At 60.1% G+C, this 23199-nt stretch carries 22 protein-coding genes; 13 read left to right on the top strand and 9 right to left on the bottom strand.

Annotated elements, in window-relative coordinates:
* The first annotated feature begins 155 nt into the window (after nucleotides 1–155).
* Nucleotides 156–1142, top strand: coding sequence for a helix-turn-helix domain-containing protein (locus ACR0E6_RS15535; RefSeq protein ID WP_480584977.1), 987 nt, complete (start codon nucleotides 156–158; stop codon nucleotides 1140–1142).
* Here ACR0E6_RS15535 and ACR0E6_RS15530 read toward each other — a convergent pair.
* From ACR0E6_RS15530 to ACR0E6_RS15510, 5 genes are all read right to left on the bottom strand, one after another.
* Nucleotides 1126–2328, bottom strand: coding sequence for an acetate/propionate family kinase (locus ACR0E6_RS15530; protein ID WP_170454001.1), 1203 nt, complete (start codon nucleotides 2326–2328; stop codon nucleotides 1126–1128). The two genes, ACR0E6_RS15535 and ACR0E6_RS15530, sit on opposite strands and share 17 nt — an antisense overlap.
* A complete protein-coding gene (locus ACR0E6_RS15525) occupies nucleotides 2325–3722 on the bottom strand; it encodes a bifunctional enoyl-CoA hydratase/phosphate acetyltransferase (RefSeq protein ID WP_480584973.1) in 1398 nt (465 codons plus the stop codon). The genes ACR0E6_RS15530 and ACR0E6_RS15525 overlap by 4 nt, the downstream gene beginning before the upstream one ends.
* A gap of 155 nt (nucleotides 3723–3877) precedes the next feature.
* A complete protein-coding gene (locus ACR0E6_RS15520) occupies nucleotides 3878–6055 on the bottom strand; it encodes a Tex family protein (RefSeq protein WP_480584970.1) in 2178 nt (725 codons plus the stop codon).
* 77 nt (nucleotides 6056–6132) lie between these two features.
* Complete coding sequence (locus ACR0E6_RS15515) at nucleotides 6133–7824, bottom strand: thiamine pyrophosphate-binding protein (RefSeq protein WP_480584967.1); 1692 nt, start codon at nucleotides 7822–7824, stop codon at nucleotides 6133–6135.
* 255 nt (nucleotides 7825–8079) lie between these two features.
* A complete protein-coding gene (locus tag ACR0E6_RS15510) occupies nucleotides 8080–9339 on the bottom strand; it encodes a replication initiation protein (RefSeq protein ID WP_170735865.1) in 1260 nt (419 codons plus the stop codon).
* A 580-nt stretch (nucleotides 9340–9919) separates the two neighbouring features.
* On the opposite strand from ACR0E6_RS15510, the gene ACR0E6_RS15505 reads away from it, so the two are divergent.
* From ACR0E6_RS15505 to ureG, 10 genes are all read left to right on the top strand, one after another.
* Nucleotides 9920–11305, top strand: coding sequence for an AAA family ATPase (locus ACR0E6_RS15505; protein ID WP_480584964.1), 1386 nt, complete (start codon nucleotides 9920–9922; stop codon nucleotides 11303–11305).
* Entirely contained in the window at nucleotides 11298–12365 is a 1068-nt protein-coding gene (locus tag ACR0E6_RS15500) for a ParB/RepB/Spo0J family partition protein (protein WP_480584961.1), read from the top strand. Before ACR0E6_RS15505 ends, ACR0E6_RS15500 begins: the two co-directional genes overlap by 8 nt.
* 477 nt (nucleotides 12366–12842) lie before the next feature.
* A complete protein-coding gene (locus ACR0E6_RS15495) occupies nucleotides 12843–13610 on the top strand; it encodes an urease accessory protein UreD (RefSeq protein ID WP_480584958.1) in 768 nt (255 codons plus the stop codon).
* Between the two features lies 1 nt (nucleotide 13611).
* Nucleotides 13612–13914, top strand: a complete 303-nt coding sequence (locus ACR0E6_RS15490; protein WP_170524634.1) for an urease subunit gamma — start codon at nucleotides 13612–13614, stop codon at nucleotides 13912–13914.
* 18 nt (nucleotides 13915–13932) lie between these two features.
* On the top strand, nucleotides 13933–14094 hold the full coding sequence (locus ACR0E6_RS15485; RefSeq protein ID WP_170524637.1) for a hypothetical protein: 162 nt from the start codon (nucleotides 13933–13935) through the stop codon (nucleotides 14092–14094).
* Nucleotides 14091–14420: an urease subunit beta gene (locus tag ACR0E6_RS15480; protein WP_170453983.1), complete on the top strand. Its 330-nt coding sequence runs from the start codon at nucleotides 14091–14093 to the stop codon at nucleotides 14418–14420. Before ACR0E6_RS15485 ends, ACR0E6_RS15480 begins: the two co-directional genes overlap by 4 nt.
* Entirely contained in the window at nucleotides 14398–16158 is a 1761-nt protein-coding gene (ureC, locus tag ACR0E6_RS15475) for an urease subunit alpha (RefSeq protein ID WP_480584952.1), read from the top strand. Before ACR0E6_RS15480 ends, ureC begins: the two co-directional genes overlap by 23 nt.
* Before the next feature lie 16 nt (nucleotides 16159–16174).
* Nucleotides 16175–16627 carry an urease accessory protein UreE gene (gene ureE, locus ACR0E6_RS15470; protein ID WP_480584949.1) on the top strand — a complete coding sequence of 151 codons (453 nt, stop codon included), beginning with the start codon at nucleotides 16175–16177 and terminating at the stop codon, nucleotides 16625–16627.
* Entirely contained in the window at nucleotides 16611–17264 is a 654-nt protein-coding gene (locus ACR0E6_RS15465; protein WP_480584946.1) for an urease accessory protein UreF, read from the top strand. Before ureE ends, ACR0E6_RS15465 begins: the two co-directional genes overlap by 17 nt.
* Complete coding sequence (ureG, locus tag ACR0E6_RS15460; RefSeq protein WP_170524648.1) at nucleotides 17261–17890, top strand: urease accessory protein UreG; 630 nt, start codon at nucleotides 17261–17263, stop codon at nucleotides 17888–17890. Before ACR0E6_RS15465 ends, ureG begins: the two co-directional genes overlap by 4 nt.
* Here the strand turns inward: ureG and ACR0E6_RS15455 are convergent.
* From ACR0E6_RS15455 to ACR0E6_RS15440, 4 genes are all read right to left on the bottom strand, one after another.
* Nucleotides 17868–18470, bottom strand: coding sequence for a TetR/AcrR family transcriptional regulator (locus ACR0E6_RS15455; protein WP_480584942.1), 603 nt, complete (start codon nucleotides 18468–18470; stop codon nucleotides 17868–17870). The two genes, ureG and ACR0E6_RS15455, sit on opposite strands and share 23 nt — an antisense overlap.
* Before the next feature lie 6 nt (nucleotides 18471–18476).
* Nucleotides 18477–19556 (bottom strand): flavin monoamine oxidase family protein, encoded by a 1080-nt coding sequence (locus ACR0E6_RS15450; protein ID WP_480584939.1) that lies wholly within the window; start codon nucleotides 19554–19556, stop codon nucleotides 18477–18479.
* 15 nt (nucleotides 19557–19571) lie between these two features.
* A complete protein-coding gene (locus ACR0E6_RS15445) occupies nucleotides 19572–20240 on the bottom strand; it encodes a cupin domain-containing protein (protein WP_480584936.1) in 669 nt (222 codons plus the stop codon).
* 139 nt (nucleotides 20241–20379) lie between these two features.
* Nucleotides 20380–21267: a LysR family transcriptional regulator gene (locus ACR0E6_RS15440; protein ID WP_480584933.1), complete on the bottom strand. Its 888-nt coding sequence runs from the start codon at nucleotides 21265–21267 to the stop codon at nucleotides 20380–20382.
* Between the two features lie 106 nt (nucleotides 21268–21373).
* Between ACR0E6_RS15440 and ACR0E6_RS15435 the strand changes: the two genes are divergently transcribed.
* The gene (locus tag ACR0E6_RS15435; RefSeq protein ID WP_170453967.1) at nucleotides 21374–21997 is read left to right on the top strand and encodes a glutathione S-transferase; all 624 of its coding nucleotides are present in this window, start codon (nucleotides 21374–21376) and stop codon (nucleotides 21995–21997) included.
* Nucleotides 21998–22070: 73 nt separating this feature from the next.
* Entirely contained in the window at nucleotides 22071–23045 is a 975-nt protein-coding gene (locus ACR0E6_RS15430; protein ID WP_480584930.1) for a pyridoxamine 5'-phosphate oxidase family protein, read from the top strand.
* Nucleotides 23046–23199: the final 154 nt, after the last annotated feature.

Raw genomic sequence — 23199 nt, 5'->3', positions numbered from 1 at the left:
CCGAAACCTCGTCTGCACATGCCCCCCAATGGACGCATACAAAGACGCAGCTGAATAACAACAAAACCCCCCGCCACAAAAAGGCGGGGGGGGTCATCCACGAACCGCCCCGAGCATTTAGTAATGGTACGTTCCACTTGTAGAAAGGCATCGCAATGAAACATTACGTCCCTACCGATGCGTGCCTGGAACTGGCTGGATCAGTGTCGCCGCAGCCCCAAAAGCAGCGCGACGTTGACGTGTTTGTGGCAACCGATATTGCAGCCGCATCAACCGGAATGATTGCGGAATTCTTCCAGGCCCTTAACGCGTTTTCCGAAGACTATTCCTATCAGGTAAACATCCGCCAGATTGCACAGGAAAAACCGGGGAACCCGATCTTCTGGCACGGGCGGACCGCGATCTTCTGGGGGGATCTGGAAAATCACTGGACCTTGTCCCCCATGGAACGAGCATGGACCGCGCAGGTGATCAGCCTGGCCCCACGCACCATCTTTGTTGGAAGCGCCGTGTTGTTGCTGGCCGAAATCGGGCGTACGCACAAGAAATCCGTTGCGGTGCACCCGAACTTTGCCGCCGCCGCGCAGGAAAGCGGGCTGTGCATCTGTAGTGCTGACAGGCACCTGACTGCCGAGGGGCGCACGCACAGCGCCTCGACCCGGCTTGGTGCGTTGCGGTTGCTGGCTGATCTGGCGTCGCTGGATCACGGGGCTTATATCGCGGACACGCTGCGCGCGTATATCGGCCTGACCGAGCCGGAAGCGCAGCACAAAAGCACCTTGGCCACACGGTTGATCCAACGATCCGGCGCGGATCCGATGGTTTTGCACGCCGTTGATGCCATGCTGGCGCATATCGAGGACCCGCTGAAAATCCCCGATATTTCGCGCATTCTGGGAACCTCGACCCGACAGTTGCAGCGGCGGTTTCTGGAAAAAACCGGAACCAAACTGTTGTCGACCTACAAGGCCCTGCGGTTGGAACGGGCGCATGAATTGCTGCGCCATACCGATCTGTCACAGCGCGAGATTTCGGCGGCGACGGGGTTTTCTTCTGTCACAACGCTGACCCGGTCGTTTCGCGACCGGTATCGCCTAACCCCGGACGCGATCCGCAGCCAGCGCTTTAGTGGCTGCCTCTAGCTGGGACATCCGAACCTGCCAGAAGATCGGCGGCGGCGCGGGCGATGACCAATTCCTCATTCGTGGGTATCACCATTGTCACCACGCGGGACAGGTTGGTCGAGATGATCCGGTTGTTATCTGCATTTGCGTCGGGATCAAGCTCGATCCCCAACCAGCCCATCCCGGTACAGACCCGGTCGCGCACAAGGCGTGAGTTCTCGCCAATGCCGCCGGTGAAGACCAGCGCATCGATACCGCCCAGAACCGCCGCCATCGCACCAAGTTCGCGCCGCAGACGGAAGGTGAAATAGCTGATCGCCTGTCGGCTTTCATGGGTGTCGGCCTTTTCCAGCGTGCGCATATCATTGGACAGACCCGACAGGCCCAGCAGGCCGGATTTTCGGAACAGCAGATCCGAGATTTCTGTGGCGCTCAGCCCCTCTTGCTCCATCAGGTACAGCACGACACCGGGATCAAGCTGACCGCAGCGGGTGCCCATCGGCAGCCCGTCCAAGGCCGAGAACCCCATGGTCGATCCGACTGAGCGCCCGCCGATCATCGCGCACATTGATGCCCCGTTGCCCAGATGCGCGACAACGACCCGGCCTTCATGCAGCAATGGCGCGGTATCCGCCATATGGCCCGAGATGTAGTCATAGCTGAGGCCGTGAAACCCGTAGCGACGTACACCTTTGTCATAATACTCGCGCGGCAGGGCGAAGACGTCATTCTCCCACGGGTGGTTGCGGTGAAAGGCGGTGTCGAAACAGGCGATCTGCGCCGCGTCGGGAAACCGTTCCATCGCCGCCCGCACCCCGGCCAGGTTATGCGGCTGGTGCAGCGGCGCGAAGGGCGAGAGTTTGTCCAGCGCCGCGATCGAGTCTGCGGTCAATGGCAAGGGCGTGTCGATATCCGGGCCTCCATGGACGACACGGTGCCCGACCGCCGACACCTGCGCGGACGGATAGGTTCGGCTGAGAAAGCCCAGAACCCAATCCAGCGCTGCTGCATGGTCCGGCGTCTCGCCCGGGCTGCCATTGGCCAGCGCCCTGCCGCTGGCCGATTTTGCCGTGACCGAGACGCTCGCCTCGCCGATGCGCTCGACGGTGCCGGTGCATTTCTCGACCGGGTCGCCGGGGGCAAGTTCGTAGAACCCGAACTTCAGCGAGGATGACCCGGCATTCAGCGTCACAACATGGGTCATGCCCGCCCCTTCCCAACTGCTGAGATGCGCGCCTGATGCAGCGCCGCCACTGCGCAAGACGCAAGCCGCGCCTTGTCGTCATCCGCACGGCTGGTCAGGATGATCGGCACTTTGGCCCCCATGACCACCCCTGCCCCTTCGGCATTGGCGATATAGGTCAGTTGCTTGGCCATCATGTTGCCCGCATCCAGATTGGGCACGACCAGAATATCGGTGCGGCCCGCAACCTCGGACACGATGCCTTTGGTGCGTGCGGCGGCAAGGCTGACCGCATTGTCCATCGCCAGCGGCCCATCGACCAAGCCGCCTTTGATCTGGCCACGCTCGGCCATCTTGGACAGAAGTGCCGCATCGACCGAAGACCGGATCGCCGGGTTCACCGTCTCAATAGCCGACAACACCCCGGCGCGGGGCTGTTCGATGCCCAGCGACAGCGCCAGATCGATGGCGTTCTGGGTGATGTCGATCTTGGTCTCAAGATCCGGTTCAATGTTGATCGCCGCATCGGTCACAAGCAAAGGCCGCGGCTGGCCGGGTACATCCATGACAAAGACATGGGTAAAGCGCCGACCGGTCCGCAGCCCCTGATCCCGGCGCAACGCTGCCTTGAGCAGCTCATCCGTGTGCAAATGCCCTTTCATCACGGCCTGCGCCCGCCCTTCGGCAACCAGATCAACGGCGGTGTGTGCCGCGCCAAGGTGATCCATCACCGGCAGAATCTCGAACGCGTCCAGCGACTGACCGATCTCACGCGCAGCGGCGTAGATTTTGTCCGGGTCACCGATCAGGATCGGTTGAATAATGGTCTCACGCGCCGCCAGCAGGGCCCCACCCAATGAGTTCGCCTCTTCCGGGGCGACAATTGCGGTTGGCATCGGGTCCAATGGGCGCACCCGTTCCAGAAGGGCGTCGAAATGGCGATGACGTTTGACCACCAGGCCGGGCAGATCAACCTCGGCAAAGGTCATCTGTTTTTCAGGCGCAATCACGACGGCCTGCCCGCGCAGGATCACGGCCCCATCCGATGCCCGCGTGACGCTGGTGTCAAACACAACCTCGCGGTTGTCGCGCTTTTCCACAACGGTGACTTTCGAGGTCAATTCGTCACCCGCATAGGCTTGCGCGACAAACTCGAAACTCTGGGATTTATACAGGGTGCCAGCGCCCGGCAGAACATTGCCCAGCACCGCCGAGACCAGCGCGCCGACAAAGATCGCGGGGGCCAGCGCCTCGGGCTCATTGTCGCCGTCACCGTCTTCATGCGCCAGATGCAGCGGGTTGTGATTGCCCGAATTGTTGGCGAAGACATAGAAATCGTCGACCGAGCAGCTGCGCGTGATTTCGCCGCTGTCCCCCACCCTGAGCTGATCGTATGGTTTGTTGTGATATTGCATGTTTTTCAGTTACCTACGACCCCAAGGCCGCCCATTTCCAAACAATCCGACCCGAGCGTCTTGCATTGTGTCAGCCAAGTCCAGCCGGAAGCAACCCGGTCGCCGGCAGCGTAGCATTGGCTGCTTAACGAATTTGCGACGTGTCTGCCCTTTGTTCACGCCCTGCGCCGCGTGTCGCCGCCCTTCTTGCGCATGGTCAGGCCGATGCGTTTGCGCGGCACATCCACTTCGACCACACGCACTTTGACAACCTGCCCGGTCTTGACCACCTCATGCGGGTCCTTGACGAAACGGTCCGCCAGTTGGCTGACATGCACCAGCCCGTCCTGATGCACACCGATATCAACAAACGCCCCGAAGGCCGCGACGTTGGTGACGGTGCCCTCCAGCATCATGCCGGGTTTCAGATCAGTGATCTCTTCCACCCCGTCCGTGAACGAGGCCGTGACGAAACTGGGGCGCGGGTCGCGGCCGGGTTTTTCCAATTCGGCAAAAATATCGCGCACGGTGGGCAGGCCGAACCTGTCATCCACGAATTGTTCCGCCCGCAGGCGTTTCAGGGCACCCTCATGCCCCATGATCTGCCGGATGTCCCGGCCACAGGCGGCGACCACACGGCGCGCGACGTCATACGCCTCGGGGTGAACCGAGGAGGCGTCCAGCGGCTCAGCCCCGTCCCGGATCCGCAGGAACCCGGCGCATTGTTCAAAGGCGCGGGGGCCAAGGCGGGCGACGTCCAGCAGATCCTTGCGCGACCGATATGGTCCATTGATGTCCCGGTGGCTGACGATGGCCTCGGCCTGCGCCGGACCCAGACCCGACACATGCGACAGCAGCGGGGCCGAGGCGGTGTTCAGATCAACCCCAACCGCGTTCACCACATCCTCGATCACGGTTGCAAGCGACTGCGACAGGCGGTGCTGATCCACGTCGTGCTGATACTGCCCGACGCCGATGGATTTCGGTTCGATCTTCACAAGTTCGGCCAGCGGGTCCTGCAACCGGCGGGCAATCGACACAGCCCCACGCAGCGAGACGTCCAGATCGGGAAATTCGCGCGCCGCCAGTTCCGAGGCGGAATAGACCGAAGCCCCGGCCTCGGACACCACAACCTTGGTGGGTGCTTTCACGCTCTTGGGCAACAGGCTGATCGCGTCGGCCACCATCCGTTCGGTTTCGCGGCTGGCGGTGCCATTGCCGATGGCAATCAGTTCGATCTGATGGGCCGAGATCAGGTTCACGATCGTCGCTTGCGCCCCGCGCAAATCGTTCTTGGGCTGAAACGGATAGAGCGTGTCCGTTGCCACAACCTTACCCGTTGCATCTACCACAGCCGCCTTAACCCCGGTTCGAATGCCGGGGTCCAGACCCAATGTAGGCCGCGCACCGGCTGGCGCTGCAAACAGCACATCCTTGAGGTTGCGGGAAAAGACCTGAATGGCCTCGTCCTGCGCCCGACTGCGCAGGTCGGCCATCAGTTCGACCATCATGCTGAGCGACAGCTTGACCCGCCAGGTCCAGCCCGCCACCTTGCGCAGCCACTTGTCGCCCGGCCCGTCGCCGCGCGTCTGCAAATGGGCGGCCACAATCGTCTCGGCCCGCCCTGCCCCAAATTCCGGTTCCGGCGCGATATCCAGCGTCACGATCCCCTCTTTCGAGGCGCGCAGCATCGCCAGCGCCCGGTGCGAGGGGACGTCTGCCCACAACTCGGAATGGTCGAAATAGTCGCTGAACTTGGCGCCTTCGTTTTCCTTGCCCTCAATGACCTTGGCACTCAGATACGCCTCGCGCTGCATGAAGCCGCGTAACTCGCCCAAAAGGGCGGCGTTTTCGGTCAGCCGTTCGGTCAGAATATCCCGCGCCCCGTTTAGCGCGTCGCGCGGCGTAGGCACGGCGTCAGTAATATACCCGTTTGCCAGCGCCTCGGGATCAGCGAACCGATCCGCAAGGATGGCATCGGCCAGAGGCTCCAACCCGTTTTCGCGGGCGATCATCGCCTTGGTGCGGCGTTTGGGCTTATAGGGCAGATAGATGTCTTCAAGCTGCGCCTTGGTGTCGGCCTGTGCGATGGATTTGGCCAGATCGTCGCTCAGCTTGCCTTGATCCTTGATCGATTTCAGAATCGTGTCACGCCGCGCCTCAAGTTCGCGCAAATAGGTCAGGCGGTCGGACAGGGTGCGCAGCTGACCGTCATCCAGCCCGCCCGTTGCCTCTTTCCGATACCGCGCCACAAACGGCACCGTTGCACCGTCATCCAGCAGTTTGACGGCTGCATTCACCTGTTCGGGGCGGGCTTGAATCTCGGTGGCGATGGTGCGGGCGATACGGTCCAATGGGGCCTCCTGAAATCAAGTTGGACGCACTTCTTAGACAGCCCGTCCCACAAGGGAAAGAGGCCCCGAAACTTTTATCAGGAGCCCGCCTTCTGTGCTGCCTCGCGCATCTGGCTGAGGGTCTGGCGCGGGGTCAGCGCCTCAGCTGAGATGTTCAGATCCAGAACCGCCCCGCTGTCCGACGCCAGCGCCCGTTCGAACGCGGCCTCGAACTCCTCGGTCCGCTCGACCCGCTCGGCATGGTAGCCGTAGGACCGCGCGAGTGCCGCGAAATCCGGGTTCTCCAACGTCGTGCCCGAGACGCGGGCGGGATAGGCTTTTTCCTGATGCATCCGAATGGTGCCGTATGTGCCGTTGTTGAGGATCAAAACGATAGGCTGGGCCCCGGCCTGCATGGCGGTTCCAAGCTCTTGACAGTTCATCTGAAAATCACCATCCCCGGCAAAACAGACAACAGTCCGGTCGGGATGCGCGACCTTGGCGGCAACGGCAGCCGGAAGCCCATAGCCCATCGCCCCGGATTGCGGAGCCAGCAGCCGCTGGTTCGGGCCGTACTTGAAGAACTTGTTCGGCCAGACGGTAAAGTTGCCTGCGCCATTGGTCAGGATCGCATCCTCGGGCAAACGGTCTCGCAGATAAGCCGAGACCTTGCCCATATCCACGGGGCTGGGCAGGTCGGGCAGATCGAAAAACGCCTCATAATCCGCGCGGGCTCTGGCCCGCCAGTCCGCCCAGCTGCCTTGCACATCCTGTTGCGACATGGCCTGAGCAAAGGCATTCGGGCCGGATTGGACACCTAGGTCAGCAATGTAGACCTTTCCGATCTCGCGGTCCGAGGCGTGCACATGGATCAGCGTCTGATCCGGTTTGGGCACGTTTAGCAAGGTGTAGCCATCGGTTGTCATCTCTCCGAACCGCACGCCAATGGCCAGAATCACATCGGCACCCTGGATCTGTGCTCGAGTCGCCGGTGTCATGCCGGTCCCGGCGTCACCCACATAGCTGGGCGAGTGGTTGTCCAGAATGTCCTGAAACCGGAAGGCGGCGATCACCGGAATATCGGCGACTTCGGCAAATCGCTGCAAAGCCGCGCTGCCCTCGGCCCGCCAGCCACCACCACCAATCAGGATCAGCGGGCGTTTTGCGGTCGAGAGTTTGGACACAACCGCCGCAATCGCGTCGGGCGTTGGGCCGGGTTCGTGAACCGGCGCAGGGCCCGTCAACGCGGGGACGTCTGTTACATCGGTCAGCATATCCTCGGGCAAGGCGACAACCACTGGGCCGGGGCGGCCTGATATTGCGGTGGTCCAGGCGCGGGCGATGATCTCGGGGATGCGGTCCACCGCCTCAATCTCGGTTACCCATTTGGCGACAGTGCCGAAATAGGCGCGATAGTCGATCTCCTGAAACGCCTCGCGCCCTTTCATATCCGTACCGACCTGCCCCACGAACAGGATCATCGGGGCGCTATCCTGCATCGCCGTGTGCACCCCGATCGAGGCATTGGTCGCGCCCGGTCCGCGGGTCACAAAGCAGATACCGGGCTGACCGGTCAGCTTGCCGTAAGCCGAAGCCATAAACGCAGCACCACCTTCATTCCGGCATAAGGTGAAATCCAGCGCGCCGTTTGTATCCCGCCTTGTGCTGCTTGTGTCATGCAGCGCATCCAGAACTGCCAGATAGCTTTCACCGGGAACGCCAAAACTGTGCCGCGCCCCAAGCGCCTGCAGGCATTCCACCAGTACCACACCGCCATTTCTTTGCGTCATCTCGGATCTGTCCCTCGAACCTGTCTGCGGCATTGCGCAGTCTCTGACGGGCAACTTGACCTAAGGACGCGGCATACGCAAACGGGGAAATTCCTGATTTTGCGGTTTTGATATTTGGGGTCGCATTGCGCGCGAGGGTTTCATCCTAAGGATCAAAAGGACTTAGAGCTATTTGGTTTTTAATAATCATTATTTCGGATTTTTGCGCGCTACATTGGGCGGGTGTGTTGGACAGGCAAACCGGATGCAGGCGATTTACTCAAAGGCCTCTGGCTCCAGGTCCTGCCAAAAGGCAAAGATTGCCGCCGCGTTCAGACCAGAACGCCACCCATGTGCGCGGAAATGCTCTCGGTCCAGGTCATTGTCCAGGCCGGCCAGAAACAAACGCTTGTCGGCATCTCTCTGCGTGGGGTTTCGCCGCGAAACCAGCTCCTCGACGATCGAGAGTTTTCGCGCCCTTTCGGATCGCTCAGCCACCCGCGCGGCATAGGCGCGATCTTCCTCAGCCCGTTCTTCCTGACGCTGTTCCGCCGCGGCCAGAGCCTCAGGGCTTGGCTCTGGTTTCGGGTCCGGATCGGGTGGCTGGTAATCATCGCGCAGCGCAGCCGATAGGTAGCCCAGCGTTGATTTCACGCCCCCCTGCCCGCTTACATAGTCCAGCTTTTGCCGCACATAGTCTTCCCCATGTTCTGCAATCCATTGCCGCGCCAACCTGTCCGAGACCCCCTGATCGCGCAGTGTCTTGTAGATCGGCAGGTTGCGAACGCCGTCGCTGTCATCAATCTCGAACATCGCTTTCTGTGGATTGCCCTTGATACGGAATCGGATGTCCGTGACGGTGCGACCCTTCTTCTTGAATTCCGGTTCAATCAGAATGTCCGAGCTTTTGTTCACCTCGGCCACCGCCGGTTTGATGATCTTGGCGTTCAGATGCTTGAAGCTGCTGTAATAGTCGCTGCCATCCACGCCCATCAACTTGCGGAACACGTCCAGCGCCCACCACCCTGTCGAGCCCGTTCTGACGAAGCGATAGCAATTCTCATACAATGCCAGGCCATGGCCTGAGCTGAAATTCCTCTGAATCTGCACATTGATGAGGGCATAGATCTTGGGGTCATAAAGCTTCTGCGCCAACGCCGGGGAATAGGCATATTCGCACACCCCGTTCTTCAGCTTGGCAAAACTCAGCAAGGACGAGACGCCCCATTCCTGACGGCCCTGTTCATCCAGCATATCCCACTCGGCTACGGTTTCAGCCAAAGCGCGCAGGCTGGCGCGCAGTGTATCGAAGTCGTTGGAATTGTAGCCGACCATCATGGCCAGGGTTCTGGCATCGATCGTATGGGTGGGGGCTGAGGTCAGCGCATCATAGGCATTCAGCAACAACACGTTGGACAGCTTACGCTGCAACAGCGTTAGCTTGCCGCTGATATGAATCGCGGCGACATTCTTTTTAACCGTCTCGCGGCGCAGCGCACCAGAGAGGGTATCCATGTCCAATAATGTATCCGGCATGATTCTGCCTGACTGCTCGTTTTGATATTTGTGCCATGAAAGGTACCCAATGATCAATCTTCTTTGGGTGCCCAAATACAGGATGAAAGGAATCCCGTAGACAGGTACCTAATGACTCTGCACCGAGAGTTATCCCCAGGGCAGGGACTCGGCGAAGACTGGATGCCACTCAAAACGACTCGTCAACCTGTTCCGAGGGGCAGGATTAGGCTCTGATTTCGCCTGTTTTTTCGAATACCGCGAATCGGCCCCCCTCTTCCCGGATTCTGGCGCTTTTCGTCCTGCAAACAGGAACCTATTGTCCTGAAAACGGGTTCCTTTCGTACCGTATTGAGGTCCGGTAGTACATTCATCTCATTGTTATTATTAGTAGTTTTGGGCCCAAAGAATCTAAAACTTCTAAATAGAATAAACTCTTTGTTGCGCCTTTTTCTGTTTTAAGAATTGGTTTCGCGACGAAACTCGGTCAATTGATGTATTTCTGTGGAAAAAAACGCAATCAAGGATAGCCGCCAGACAAAATGTTCGCTACATTTTGGAATATACGCTGGTAAGGCGAACATTATCCGAGGCATCGACAGTGAACAAATCCAACCAACCTCCCGTGCCGCCCTATTTGAATCTTGATCCAGAGGTCGCGGCAACCAAGTTGCCTGATCCTATCGGGACATCTCGATTCGCAAAAGCGGCCACATTCTGCGCCAAGGGACGAGAAGACCTTGCCCGCCGTGGCTATGCCCCTGACGGAGAGAAACGGCTGCGGCGGTTTTCCATTTGGGAAATCACCAAGTATCTTATTCCAGTCGCCCCCGCCCATCTGAGACGGGTTCTGAAGGCCAATCCCGACCTGCCCCAGGGTGAGGGTGAGGCCGGATCCAAATGGTTCACTTTGGAAGAGGTTCTGACCCTGCGCCAGCATTTCGCTGCTGAAGGCGTCAGCACAAAGGAATATCTGCCGTATCGTCCGGAGGGCCTTCCGGCAAAGGTTGTCGCCGTCGCCAACTTCAAGGGTGGTGTTGGAAAGACCTCGACCGCCGCTCATCTGGCAATGTCCGCCGCGCTGGACGGCTACAAGGTTCTCGTGATTGATTTGGACAGCCAGGGGTCCATGACCTCGATCCTTGGTGGTCGCGTCGCGGATGAGTGGCAAACGGTTTTTCCATTGATCGCCAAAGACTATGCGCGCGCCGTGCAAGAGGAAAACAGGGTTCGCAGCGCGGCGGGTCAACCCGAAATCCCCTTGGACGAAACGCTACAAGAGGCCCTGACCACCCTGCCCCGCGATGTCATTCAACAGACGCACTGGCCCAATATCGATCTGATCGGCGCGCAGCTGAACCTGTATTGGGCCGAGTTCCAGATTCCCGTCTGGCGCATGGGCCTGCGCAGCTGGCCTCTTTGGGATGGGTTGACGAACTTCCTGCAGGACGAGGGCGTCCTGAGTGATTACGACATCGTATTCCTCGATACCCCTCCTGCACTTGGGTACCTAACGATCAATGCGCTGGCCGCGGCGGATATTCTGCTGGTGCCCCTTGGGGCGTCATTCCTGGAGTTTGATTCGACGGGCCGGTTCTTCGATATGCTGTATACGACTTTTGCCAGCATCGAAGATGGCGAGAATGCCGCGCAACGGGCGGCAGGTTTACCCGAACTTAAGTTCGAGTGGGATGTAGTCCGGGCAATCATCACACGCTTTGACGCCAGTCAGCAGACCGACATGGCAAATGTCATACAAGCATATTTCGGGGACTTCATGAATGCCTACCGTCAAGATTATACCGCTTTGGTCGGGCAGGCGGGAGAGCAAGTGAACGGGATTTACGAAGCGGATTACCGCGATTTCAACCGCGACACCTATGTGCGAGGCCGCGAGACCTTTGACCGGACCTATGCGGAATTCAAAGAGGTTCTGATCGGGTGCTGGTGGCGCGATGCTCAGATGGGAGGAGAGGCAGATGGCTAAACGCAGAAGACTGACCGCCCCGGACACGGCGGAATTGGAACAGCTCGAGGCTGGTTTCGTCGCGAAACCTTCGATCAGCCCGTTTGATACAAAATCCCCGGCACCGCCGATTGCACAGGTTGCGGCCGAGGCTGCGTCTTTGAACGGGATGGCTGCGGTGACGGACCGGGTTGCACTGGCGCAGGACCAAACCGATGCCGCCGCCTGGCGCGATGCAAAAGACGCTGGTCTGGTGGCGCAAAAGCTGCCCTTGGACGATATTGATGCCGACTACATCCGACGGGACCGCATGGTCGAGGATGAAGAGGCGATGGCCGAGTTGCTGGAGTCCTTGCGCGTCCACGGCCTGCGCACACCGATCGAGGTTACACCGGACGGTGAAGGGTATGGTCTCATTTCCGGGTTTAGGCGCCTCGATGCCTTTCGGCGTCTGGCCAAAACCGATCCGAGATTTGCGGCGATCCCGGCCTTTGTGCGCAACGCCGAGACAGGGCAGGGTGCCTATGTTTCGATGGTCGAAGAGAACGAACTGCGCGCCAACCTGAGCCCGTATGAGCGCGGTCGGATCGCTGTTCTGGCCGCAGGGCAGGGGGTTTTCGACTCCACCGAAGCCGCAGTGGACGTCTTGTTTGCAGCGGCGTCCAAGGCCAAACGTTCCAAGGTGCGCAGCTTTGCCAGTGTTCACGAGGCGCTGGGGGATTTGCTGCAGCATCCCATCGCCTTGACCGAGAAGGCTGGTCTGAAGCTCGCGGCCGCATTGCGGGATGGGGCACAAGCCAAACTGCGGCAGGCCCTGGCAGGTGCAGATGTTCTGGATGCCAAGGCGGAATGGTCCTTGCTGGAAAATGCGCTCAGGGACGCGCCCGAACCGTCCAGAGACAAAACGCGTGGCGGGCGGCCGCAACAGGTTGAGCGTTTGGCACCGGTCAGTCTTCCGGGTGGTGGCGAAATTCAGGCAGAGGTCTCGGCAGGCGAACTGCGCCTTCGTATTCGCGGGCGCAACCTGTCTGCAGCTGATGCGGCGCGCATCGTCGAGCAGATTGCAGAGCACATGCTCTGACCTCGGTTTCGCAACGAAACCAAGGGGCAATCTAGACGACTAGTTCCAACTTGGTTTGGGCCCTTCATTAAAGGTTTTAAGTTGTGCGCATTAATGCCAGAAAAAGAGCATTATACGCATCGCCTCGTTGTTTGAGAATGCGTCCCAAAAACCGGCGAAAATTCAACTCAAAGACTGTCGCGGAGCAAAGAAAACTGGAAGGCGCGGGGTGTGATGCGCTGATATTGAACGCGACCAATCAATAAGGTCGTCGATACAGGTTTGAGCAAAAACTGGGCGAATGGTGTCAATTCGCCCAGGATTTAAGCAGATAGACAGGAGAATCGGCAGGTCCAGGGCGCAGTTCATAGAGTTCGCTGCGACAGGCGGCGACAAATTTCCCGCAGCCTTGAAGCATGAGCCATTCCCATCACCCAGACCATCCCGATATCGTCCCCCAATTTGGCCAATCCGCCCCGTGCCGTGGGCAGGGTCTTTTTGTCCAGCAAGGCACTGGGCCGCAAAACAGTCATTGACGGGTTCCAGCAGTCAGGCTCGTTCAAATGCCTTTTCCCGCGCGCGCAGGACCTGGGTCTGGAGGCCATTTTGCTTAACACGGCCGGTGGGATCACCGGCGGCGACCAGTTCCGCTTTATCGGGCAGGTGGCCCCTGACACGACAGTGACTTTGACAACCCAGGCGTGTGAGCGGGCTTACAAGGCGCAGCCCGATCAAGTTGGTACCGTCAGAAACACGATCAAGGTGGGCAGAGGCGCGCGTTTGAACTGGCTGCCACAAGAGACGATCCTCTATGACAACAGCGCTCTGCACCGGCGTCTGATCGTCGATCTCGATCCTGGCGCGCAGGCGCTGGTGGTCGAGCCGATGATCTTCGGGCGGCAGGCCATGGGCGAAACCCTCGGCGACATACGCTTGTGGGACCACATCGAACTCCGCCTCGGAAATCAGCCACTGTTTCTGGACGCAATCCGGTTTGAAGGTGATCTGAATGCGCATCTTGGCAGGCCCGACATTGGGGGCGGGGCAGGGGCTATGGCGTTGGTCATTCTGGCCTCGACCTCGGCAGGCGGACATCTGCAAGCAGTGCGGGAAATACTGCCGGACACCGGAGGTGTCAGCCTTATCCGCGAAGGCCTGATGGTGGTTCGGATACTGGCGCCCAGCGGGTTCGCGTTGCGCCGCATTTTGCTGCCGGTCCTGCGACGGCTGAATTCCGAAACTCTCCCACGATGCTGGATGCTGTGACATGAACCTGACCCCGCGTGAAAAAGACAAACTGCTGATCGCCATGGCCGCCGAGGTCGCCCGCAAGCGTTTGGCGCGGGGCGTCAAGCTGAACCACCCCGAGGCGATTGCTTTGATCACCGATGCGGTGGTCGAAGGCGCGCGGGATGGGCGCTCGGTCGCTGACATGATGCAGGCCGGGGCCGAAGTCATCACACGCGATCAATGCATGGAGGGCGTGCCCGAGATGATCCACGACGTACAGGTCGAGGCCACGTTTCCGGACGGAACCAAGCTTGTGACCGTCCACAACCCTATTCGCTAACCCATACAGGAGGTCCAAATGAACCGCATGCTGTTTCCCGCCCTTGTCCTGTCCGGCCCGGCGCTGGCCCACTCGGACACCCATATTCACGCTCATGGCAGCGACTACGTCGCGTTGGGTGTTGGGCTGGCCCTGATCGCGCTGGTCGCCATCACTCTGATATCCAAACTGCCCAAATGATCCCGGGCGAGGTCATTCCGGCGAAGGGGTCGCTGACGCTCAATGCCGGGCGCAGCAGTCGTTTGATTGCGGTTGCAAATACGGGTGATCGCCCGGTTCAGGTTGGCAGCCATTATCACTTTGCCGAGGCGAACTCGGCGCTTGATTTTGATCGCTATGCCGCATTGGGGATGCGGCTTGATATTCCGGCCGGGACAGCCGTGCGGTTCGAGCCGGGGCAAACGCGCGAGGTCATGCTGGTTCCGTACGAGGGGCGTCGGCACATTTACGGTTTCAACATGCATATCATGGGGGCTTTGAGAGATGCCGGGCAAGATCAGCCGTAGTGATTATGCCGCCATGTTCGGGCCAACGGTGGGCGACAGGGTGCGTCTGGCCGATACCGATCTGATTATCGAGGTTGAACAGGACCTGATCGTGGATCGCGCCACAGCGGCCCGGTTCACCGAAACCGGGCATCGCAACGCGGTCTATGGCGAAGAGGTCAAGTTTGGTGGCGGCAAGGTGATCCGCGACGGGATGGGGCAGTCTCAGGTCACGCGGGCCGAGGGGGCCGTGGATACGGTCATCACCAACGCGCTGATCGTCGATCACTCGGGCATATACAAGGCGGATGTGGGCCTGAAAGACGGGCGCATTGCGAAGATCGGCAAGGCCGGAAACCCGGATACGCAGCCCGGTGTCGACATTGTCATCGGACCGGGGACCGAGGTTATAGCGGGCGAGGGGCGCATTCTGACCGCCGGTGGTTTCGACAGCCATATCCACTTCATTTGCCCGCAACAAATCGAAGACGCGCTACACTCTGGCCTGACGACCATGCTGGGTGGTGGCACCGGCCCGGCCCATGGCACTTTGGCCACCACATGCACCCCCGGCCCCTGGCATATCGGGCGGATGTTGCAGGCGGCGGACGCCTTTCCGATGAACCTGGCCTTTGCGGGCAAGGGCAACGCTTCGCTGCCCGCCGCAATTGAGGAACAGGTCAAGGGCGGGGCCTGCGCGTTGAAACTGCACGAAGATTGGGGGACGACGCCCGCCGCCATCGACTGCTGCCTGTCTGTGGCGGATGCGATGGACGTGCAGGTAATGATCCACACCGATACGCTGAACGAATCCGGTTTCGTGGAAAACACGGTGGCTGCGATGAAAGGCCGGACGATCCATGCCTTCCACACCGAAGGCGCAGGTGGCGGCCATGCGCCGGACATCATCAAGATCTGCGGCGAGAACCATGTTCTGCCCTCATCCACCAACCCGACGCGGCCCTTCACGGTGAACACGGTTGAAGAGCATCTGGATATGTTGATGGTCTGCCACCACCTCGACAAATCCATCCCCGAGGATGTGGCCTTTGCCGAAAGCCGCATCCGGCGCGAGACCATCGCTGCCGAGGATATCCTGCACGACATGGGCGCGTTCAGCATCATTGCGTCCGACAGTCAGGCCATGGGCCGGGTGGGGGAGGTGCTGATCCGCACCTGGCAAACAGCCGACAAGATGAAGAAGCAACGCGGGCGCCTGCCCGAGGAAACCGGCGACAACGACAACCTGCGCGTTCGTCGCTACATTGCGAAATACACCATCAATCCAGCCATCGCACATGGCCTGAGCCATGAAATTGGCAGTATCGAAGAAGGCAAACGCGCCGATCTGGTGCTGTGGAACCCTGCGTTTTTCGGGGTGAAGCCCGAGATGATTTTGCTGGGTGGCACCATCGCCTGTGCACAGATGGGGGACCCGAACGCCTCGATCCCGACACCGCAGCCGGTCTATAGCCGTCCGATGTTCGGGGCCTATGGCCGCTCGGTCGAGCATTCGGCGATCACCTTTGTCTCGGCAGCGGCACAGGCCGACGGGATTGGTGACGCGCTTGGTTTGGCCAAACAAACGGTTGCCGTGCGAAACACGCGAAACATCGGCAAGCGGGACCTGTTGCTGAACGATGCAACACCCCATGTCGAGGTCGATCCCGAAACCTATGAGGTCCGCGCAGATGGCGAATTGCTGACTTGCCAACCGGCCGAGGTTTTGCCGATGGCGCAACGCTATTTCATGTTCTGAGATTGGAAGAGGCCCGATGACACCCGATATAAAAACCGCCCGCATCTATCACAATCACACCCATGCCCCCGCCCACGCGCAGGTTTCGCTGGACTATGACGGCAGGTTCCTGCGCCGCAAGATGCTGGCCACCGATGATGGTGAGGCGTTTCTGGTCGATCTGGCGCAGACGCTGTCGCTGGATCACGGCGGCGTTCTTGTTCTGGAGGATGGGCGCGAGATCGAAGTGGTGGCCGCGCCCGAAGATCTGCTGGAAGTCACCGGAGACAACCTGCTGCGCCTGGCCTGGCATATCGGCAACCGCCACACGCCCTGTCAGATCGAACCGGGCCGTTTGCTGATCCAGCGCGATCATGTGATCCGGGACATGCTGGACAAACTGGGTGCCACCACGCGCGAGGTTGTGGAACCCTTCACCCCGGAAGGCGGGGCTTACGGACACGGCAGGACCCATGGTCACGCCCACTGACGCCGATATCCTGACGCTGAACCAGTGGCTGTCACCCGCCTATCCGGTGGGCGGGTTCGCCTATTCGCACGGGCTGGAATGGGCCATCGATAGCGGGGCCGTGACGGATGCCAACAGCGCGGGCGCGTGGATTTCGGATGTGCTGAACCATGGCTCGGGCCGGAATGACGCTTTGTTTCTTGTGGCGGCTTTTAAGGCCAACTCGAAGAAGGAACTGACCGAGATCGACGCAACGGCACGCGCCTTCTGCGCCTCGTCCGAGCGGTTGATGGAAACGCGGCTTTTGGGTGAGGCGTTCTGTGGTGTCACTGCACAGGTTTGGGAGGTGGATCTGGCCGACCTGACCTATCCGGTTGCGGTCGGACGTGCCGCGCGTTTGCATGGTTTGCCTCTGCCCCTGACCACACAGATGTTCGTGCAATCCTTCATGTCGAACCTTGTGGCATGTGCCACGCGGCTGGTTCCGCTGGGCCAGACCGAGGCGCAACGGCTGATCCGAGAGCTGACACCGCTATGCTCCAGACTGGCGACCGAAGCGCAGGATCAAGGGCTCGAAACGCTTAGCTCGACCGCGTTTCTGTCCGATATCGCGTCAATGAAACATGAAACCCAATATTCAAGGATGTTCCGAACATGACCCAGATGAATGGCCCTTTGCGGGTTGGGATTGGCGGCCCGGTTGGGGCTGGAAAGACAACGCTGACAGCCGCCTTGTCCGAGGCGTTGCGCGATACGCATTCGGTTGGTGTGATCACTAATGATATCTACACACAGGAAGACGCCGAGGCCCTGATGCGGATGCAAATCCTGCCGCAGGACCGGATTATCGGCGTGGAAACAGGCGGTTGCCCCCACACTGCGATCCGCGAGGATGCTTCGATCAATCTGGCAGCAGTGGCCGAGATGCAAATGCGCCACCCGGATGTTGAACTTGTGCTGATCGAAAGCGGTGGCGACAACCTGTCGGCGACCTTCAGCCCTGAACTGGCGGATGTGACGCTTTACGTGATCGACGTGGCGGCGGGTGAGGAGATCCCGCGCAAAGGTGGGCCAGCGATCACGAAATCTGACGTTCTGATCATCAACAAAACCGATCTGGCCCCGCATGTGGGCGCGTCGCTTGAGGTGATGGAACGCGACGCGACCAGAATGCGCAATGGCCGCCCGTTTGTGTTCTCGTCATTGCGGCAAAGGGAAGGAATCGGTGCGATTGTCGAACTTCTTACGTCGATCGGCGGGCTCAGGGCGCCCGACGCGGCGTGATGGTCTGACCGTCGTGCTGACAGCGGGCCTGCAATAACTCTACAGCCAGATCAAAAGGCGCGACGTTGTTTTCCGCGCGGGCTGTCAAATGCGCGCCTTCCAGCAAGGCAAGGGTCGCGCGGGCCTCGGCCGGGGGGCGGTCCAAATTGCGGATGCTGTTGTCCTTCTGCGCAAGCTCAAAAATTCCCGTCAGACGGGCCACCATCATGGCGCGGAAGTCGTTGATTTTCTGGACGACCTCGTCTGACAGGCTTTCACGACTGCTGATCAGCGCGACACACAGGCAGAGCGTTTTGCCATCGTTCAACGCATCCCGGTACAATGCGATAACGGATAGCAGACGTTGCGCGGCAGTGGGGCAGGTTTCGTCGATCCGGTCGCATTCGTCTTGCAAGGTTGCGTGATAGCGCTCCATCAGGGCAACCGAGAGGGCGGCCTTGGTCGGAAAGTGATAGTGGATCGACGCCTTGCGGATACCGACTGCATTGGCCAGATCGGCATAGCTGAACCCATCGAAACCGCGCGAGCGGGCGGCGTGTTCGGCGACATCCAGAAGGGCGGTTTTGGTGTCTGGTCTCATAGTGTCTCAAACCTTTTCCTGCAAAAGCCGCGCGGCAACATGGTCTGCCGCTTCCAATGCGCCTTCCAGATAGCCGCCAAACTGCGGGGCCACTTCGGTTCCGGCAAAGATCAGACGGTTGTCCCAAAGCCGCTCCAGCGCATGGGGCAGACCATAGGTGGGGTGGCTGAACAGCGGGTGTTGATCCTCTTCCACGGCGGTAAACGGGTCGGCGGACCAGTCTTTGATCTGCACATCCAGCGGCTGCGCGGCCTCAGTCCCGAACAAGCGGGTCAGTTGTTCCGTTATCATCTTGCGCAGACGCTGTTGATCTGTGCGCGCATGCGGCGGCGTTCCGATGAAGCCGAACACCGCATAAGGGCCGGTTTCAGCGGGCGAGGCATCGTGGATCTCGACCATCGGGCCCCGGCGGCTCATGGCATCACCCGACAGCCCGGCCTTGCGCCAAAACGGCGTGTCATAGATCGCAAGGGCCTTGGCTTGACCGGCCATCCACGTGGGGACGGCTGCCATTGCATTTGTGGCGGCTTCTGGCAGGGCTGGCGTGAAGGACATGCGCATCGCGACCCGAGGGGGCAGGGCCAGCACAACTTGCCTCGCGCCGAAGGTCAGACCGTTCCGGCTGGTGGCGATCACACCATCATCGGTGCGCTGCAATGTCTGGATTGGGGTCGCGCGATATATGCGGTCGGGATCAACCTGCTTCGCCAAGCCATCGATCAGTGCGCCGAACCCTTGGTCCACCCGCAAAGACCCCTGCATCGACGAAAACCCGCGCCCGCGCAGGACACGGCCCTGCTCGTCCTCATAAGTCAGCTCGCCCGCGGAATACTGTTCGAATGCGACTAACCCCAACCGAGCGATCAGCGCTGCGATCCGGGGCTGCCCGGGCCAAAACCATGCTGGGCCAAGGTCAAACCCCGCGCTGCCGTTGTGGTGGGTCAGGATACGGCCTCCCAAACGGTCGCGCCCCTCGACCAGTGCAAAATCCTGCCCTTGCCGCGCCAGTTGCGCGGCAAGGCTGAGACCTGACAAACCTGCGCCGATGATCAGTGTCTGGGTGTCCAGCGTAAGGTTGTGCCTCACGGTTTCGGCCCCCGATCACACTGCAGGAGGTTGCGCAAAGGGCAAATGCCCGGTTTTCATCCAGACCTTCGCGCCGTCTGGGCCAGCAACCGCCGACAGGGTTTCACCTTCAGGCAAACGCAACCAGGCGTTTTTGGCCAGTTGGTCCCCACCCGCTGTAATCTGTCCATCGATCACCAGCACCTCATGCCCGCCGCTGGCGTCCGAGATCAATTCAGCGCCCGGATCAAGATGGCTATAGGTGACAACCTCGCGCGCGTCCTCATGCAGGGTTGCGGTTGCCACACCGTTGACGGGCGTTCCAGGCTCATCCGCCATGGTTTTGCGAAACTGCGTGCGGTCATCCATATCGAATTGCCAGAGTTTGACGAAGATCGTGCAGCCGGGGGCAGAGCCGGGCGTGTGGGATGAGGTCGGCGGGTTGCGCACATAGGTCCCTGCCGGGAAGTCGCCATGTTCATCCTGAAACACGCCGTCCAGCACGATGAATTCCTCTCCGCCCGTATGGGTATGGGCCGAGAACGAACTGCCGGGGGCGTAGCGCACGATTGTCGTGGCACGTGCCACTTCTCCGCCTATCCGGTCCAGCATACGGCGATCAACGCCTTTCATCGGCGAAGGCTGCCAGTCCAATCGATCAGAATGAACGACAACGCGGGCAGAGAAATCTGAGTTCAGTTCCATAACGGTTTTCCCTTTTTTGGACGGACCACGGCTGTGGGATATGTTTGAGATAAACTATCTACTACTAGGTAGGGAAATTTCAAGTATCAGTTCCAAATACTCACTTCCGACTTCAAAAACCTGTGGGATTGATCTCAGATCACCCGTGCGCGAGGGCCGCCGCCAGATGATCGATCAAAGCCCGAATGCGGGCCGTCAGGTGCCGGTTGGGCGGGTAGGTGGCATAGAGGCCCAAGACTGCGGTCTCCTGCGCCTCAAGGATAAGCTGCAACCGCCCGTCCGCCAGAAAGGGCCGGGCAGTATAAAGTGGGACGCGACCGATACCCAGCCCGTCCGCCGCCATATTGGCCACTGCGCGCGGGGAATTGGCGCGGAAATTTCCGGATACCGGCACCATGATGTCCCCGTCCGGCCCTTTGAGCGCCCAGCTGTCGATCACATTGCCGGTCGTTTGCAGCAGGCAATTATGCTCTGACAGATCCTCGGGTACATCCGGCGCGCCGAACCGGGCCAGATAATCGGGCGCGGCGCAGCAGACGATCCGCATATCTGTCAGTTTGCGCGCGACCAGGGTTGAATCCTTCAGCCCACCGAAACGGATGGCCAGGTCAAAGCCTTCATCCACCAATGAGACGTGGTGATCGGACAGGTGCAGCTCGATCACGACATTCGGATGTGCGTCCTGAAACGGTTTCAAAAGATGGACCAGTTCCGCCGACCCATAGCCGGTCGGGGCCGTGATACGGATGCGGCCTGCCAGCTCGGTCTGGCGTTGCTGCACCAGCCCCTCCAGCTCCTCAAACTGTTCCAACAAAGGCAGGCACCGTTCGAAATAGGCTTTGCCGGTGTCGGTCAGGGTCACGCTGCGGGTGGTGCGGTGGAACAGTTGCGCATTCAGGCGCTGTTCCAGCTGGCCGACATATTTGCTGGCCAGTTTGGTGCTGATCCCAACCTGCCGCGCACCGTCGGTGAACGAGTTGTGGCTGGCCACGGCCACAAAGGTGCGCATTCCGATGATCGTGTCCATTGTCTACAAAACGTTCATAGTTATTCACCAGTTGAGTATATTATAGTTTAGATGCGGGCAAGTTAGCTTGGGGTTCAGTGACAATCGCCAAAATAAGGAATCCCCCATGTCCCAGACCCTCCGCATTCACAGCTTTCCGCTTTCGGGCCACGCGCACCGGGCCGTTTTGTTCGCAAATCTCGCCGGCCTGCCGCATCGGGTGATTGATGTGGACCTGCCGGGCGGGGCGCATAAACAGGATGACTTTCTGGCCATGAACCCGGCAGGGCAGGTGCCGGTTCTGGAAGATGGTGAGGTGATCATCTGCGACAGCAACGCCATCCTCGTGTATCTGGCGCGCAAATATGCGCCTGACTACCTGCCCAATGACCCCGTGCTTGAGGCCGAGGTGCAGAAGTTCCTGACCCTCGCCGCTGGTGAGATCGCCTTTGGCCCCGCAGCGGCCCGGTTGATCAACGTGTTCAACGCACCGCTGGACAAGGCGTTCACCCACGCGACGGCGGCCAGGGTTCTGGGCAAGCTGGACGCGCATCTGCAAGGGCGCGACTGGCTGGTGGGCGACCGCCCGACCATCGCCGACGTGGCGATCTACAGCTATACCGCCCATGCGCCCGAGGGTGACGTCTCGTTGGATCCATACCCGAATGTCCGCCGTCTTTTGGCGAATATTGAGGCGCTGGACGGCTTTGTCCCGATGCCCAAGACCGCAGCCGGTCTGAACGCCGCCTGACGCGGTTCGGGCCCATGACAAAACCGGCCGTGCGATGCCACGGCCGGGCCCTCAAACCCATGCGAGGCCCCCGATGAATGCCACCGGACAAACCGCCAAATCCCCGTTTCACCGCGGCGAACGCGAGATGCAGACACGTATTGGCAAGCGCGAGCGGATGGAGAAAATCGGCCGCACCGTCATACGCCCCTACATGCCGGATCAGCATCGTGAGTTCTTCGGCAAACTGCCCTTTGTCGTGCTGGGCAGCGTTGATCCGCAGGGCTGGCCCTGGGCCTCGATCCTGTCGGGGCGGCCCGGGTTTCTGTCCACGCCAACCGAAACTTTGCTGGACGTTCAGGCCCAACCGCATCCGGATGATCCGCTTAAAGCGGCCCTTGAAACCGCAGCACCGATCGGAGTGGTCGGGGTCGAGTTGTCGACCCGTCGGCGCAACCGGATGAATGCGACGGTGCAAGAGGTGTCGGAAATCGGCTTTTCGCTGGACGTGCTGCAATCCTTCGGGAATTGTCCAAAATACATCCAGATCCATGATGTTGAGTTTATCCGCGACCCCGCACCCGAGGGGGCACAGATCAATAGTGAGCGGTTTGAAACTCTGGACAAGGCGGCGCGCGAGTTCATCGCCTCGGCCAACTCGTTCTACGTGGCCAGTTATGCTGACGCCGAAGGTGAGCGCAGCGTTGACGTCTCGCATCGCGGCGGGCGGTCGGGGTTTGTGAAAGTGCAAGGCAACAGCCTTGTTGTGCCCGATTTCCTTGGAAACAACTTCTTCAATACGTTGGGGAATTTCCTTGTCACACCGCGCGCGGGCCTGTTGTTCCCGGACTACCAGAACGGTGATCTGCTGATGCTGACCGGAATGGTCGAGGTGCTGGACACACATCACCCCGACATCGCCGGGTTCCAAGGGGCCGAACGGGGATGGCGGTACGATATGGTTCAAGGCCTTCGGCTTTATGACGCCTTACCCTTCCGGGGCGCGTTGACCGAGTTCTCGCCCAACAGCCTGAATACCGGCGACTGGAAAACGGTGACGCAGCAATAGCTAGACCCCACCCGTGCGACGGCATTTGGCAGCAGTTATGTCGCAAATGTGCTAGTATCGCCGGGCAAACCACGGGACAAACAGGTATGAACCGCGTGTGTATCCATAACCCTCTGGATCGTCGGGCCACGGGCTGCGACCTCGTTGCGATGTG

It is taken from the genome of Ruegeria sp. AP12 (genome assembly GCF_056540025.1).
Note: the sequence above shows the minus strand (reverse complement) of the source record. Positions and strands in the feature narration are given on the sequence as shown.

What these genes read in the sequence shown, in the direction of transcription:
- ureG (WP_170524648.1), top strand. Translation starts at nt 17,261, where the DNA reads ATGACCCAGATGAATGGCCCTTTGCGGGTTGGGATTGGCGGCCCGGTT.
- ACR0E6_RS15440 (WP_480584933.1), bottom strand. Translation starts at nt 21,267, where the DNA reads ATGGACACGATCATCGGAATGCGCACCTTTGTGGCCGTGGCCAGCCAC.
- ureC (WP_480584952.1), top strand. Translation starts at nt 14,398, where the DNA reads ATGCCGGGCAAGATCAGCCGTAGTGATTATGCCGCCATGTTCGGGCCA.
- ACR0E6_RS15435 (WP_170453967.1), top strand. Translation starts at nt 21,374, where the DNA reads ATGTCCCAGACCCTCCGCATTCACAGCTTTCCGCTTTCGGGCCACGCG.
- ACR0E6_RS15510 (WP_170735865.1), bottom strand. Translation starts at nt 9,339, where the DNA reads ATGCCGGATACATTATTGGACATGGATACCCTCTCTGGTGCGCTGCGC.
- ACR0E6_RS15490 (WP_170524634.1), top strand. Translation starts at nt 13,612, where the DNA reads ATGAACCTGACCCCGCGTGAAAAAGACAAACTGCTGATCGCCATGGCC.
- ACR0E6_RS15515 (WP_480584967.1), bottom strand. Translation starts at nt 7,824, where the DNA reads ATGACGCAAAGAAATGGCGGTGTGGTACTGGTGGAATGCCTGCAGGCG.
- ACR0E6_RS15480 (WP_170453983.1), top strand. Translation starts at nt 14,091, where the DNA reads ATGATCCCGGGCGAGGTCATTCCGGCGAAGGGGTCGCTGACGCTCAAT.
- ureE (WP_480584949.1), top strand. Translation starts at nt 16,175, where the DNA reads ATGACACCCGATATAAAAACCGCCCGCATCTATCACAATCACACCCAT.
- ACR0E6_RS15455 (WP_480584942.1), bottom strand. Translation starts at nt 18,470, where the DNA reads ATGAGACCAGACACCAAAACCGCCCTTCTGGATGTCGCCGAACACGCC.
- ACR0E6_RS15445 (WP_480584936.1), bottom strand. Translation starts at nt 20,240, where the DNA reads ATGGAACTGAACTCAGATTTCTCTGCCCGCGTTGTCGTTCATTCTGAT.
- ACR0E6_RS15530 (WP_170454001.1), bottom strand. Translation starts at nt 2,328, where the DNA reads ATGACCCATGTTGTGACGCTGAATGCCGGGTCATCCTCGCTGAAGTTC.
- ACR0E6_RS15525 (WP_480584973.1), bottom strand. Translation starts at nt 3,722, where the DNA reads ATGCAATATCACAACAAACCATACGATCAGCTCAGGGTGGGGGACAGC.
- ACR0E6_RS15430 (WP_480584930.1), top strand. Translation starts at nt 22,071, where the DNA reads ATGAATGCCACCGGACAAACCGCCAAATCCCCGTTTCACCGCGGCGAA.
- ACR0E6_RS15500 (WP_480584961.1), top strand. Translation starts at nt 11,298, where the DNA reads ATGGCTAAACGCAGAAGACTGACCGCCCCGGACACGGCGGAATTGGAA.
- ACR0E6_RS15465 (WP_480584946.1), top strand. Translation starts at nt 16,611, where the DNA reads ATGGTCACGCCCACTGACGCCGATATCCTGACGCTGAACCAGTGGCTG.
- ACR0E6_RS15485 (WP_170524637.1), top strand. Translation starts at nt 13,933, where the DNA reads ATGAACCGCATGCTGTTTCCCGCCCTTGTCCTGTCCGGCCCGGCGCTG.
- ACR0E6_RS15535 (WP_480584977.1), top strand. Translation starts at nt 156, where the DNA reads ATGAAACATTACGTCCCTACCGATGCGTGCCTGGAACTGGCTGGATCA.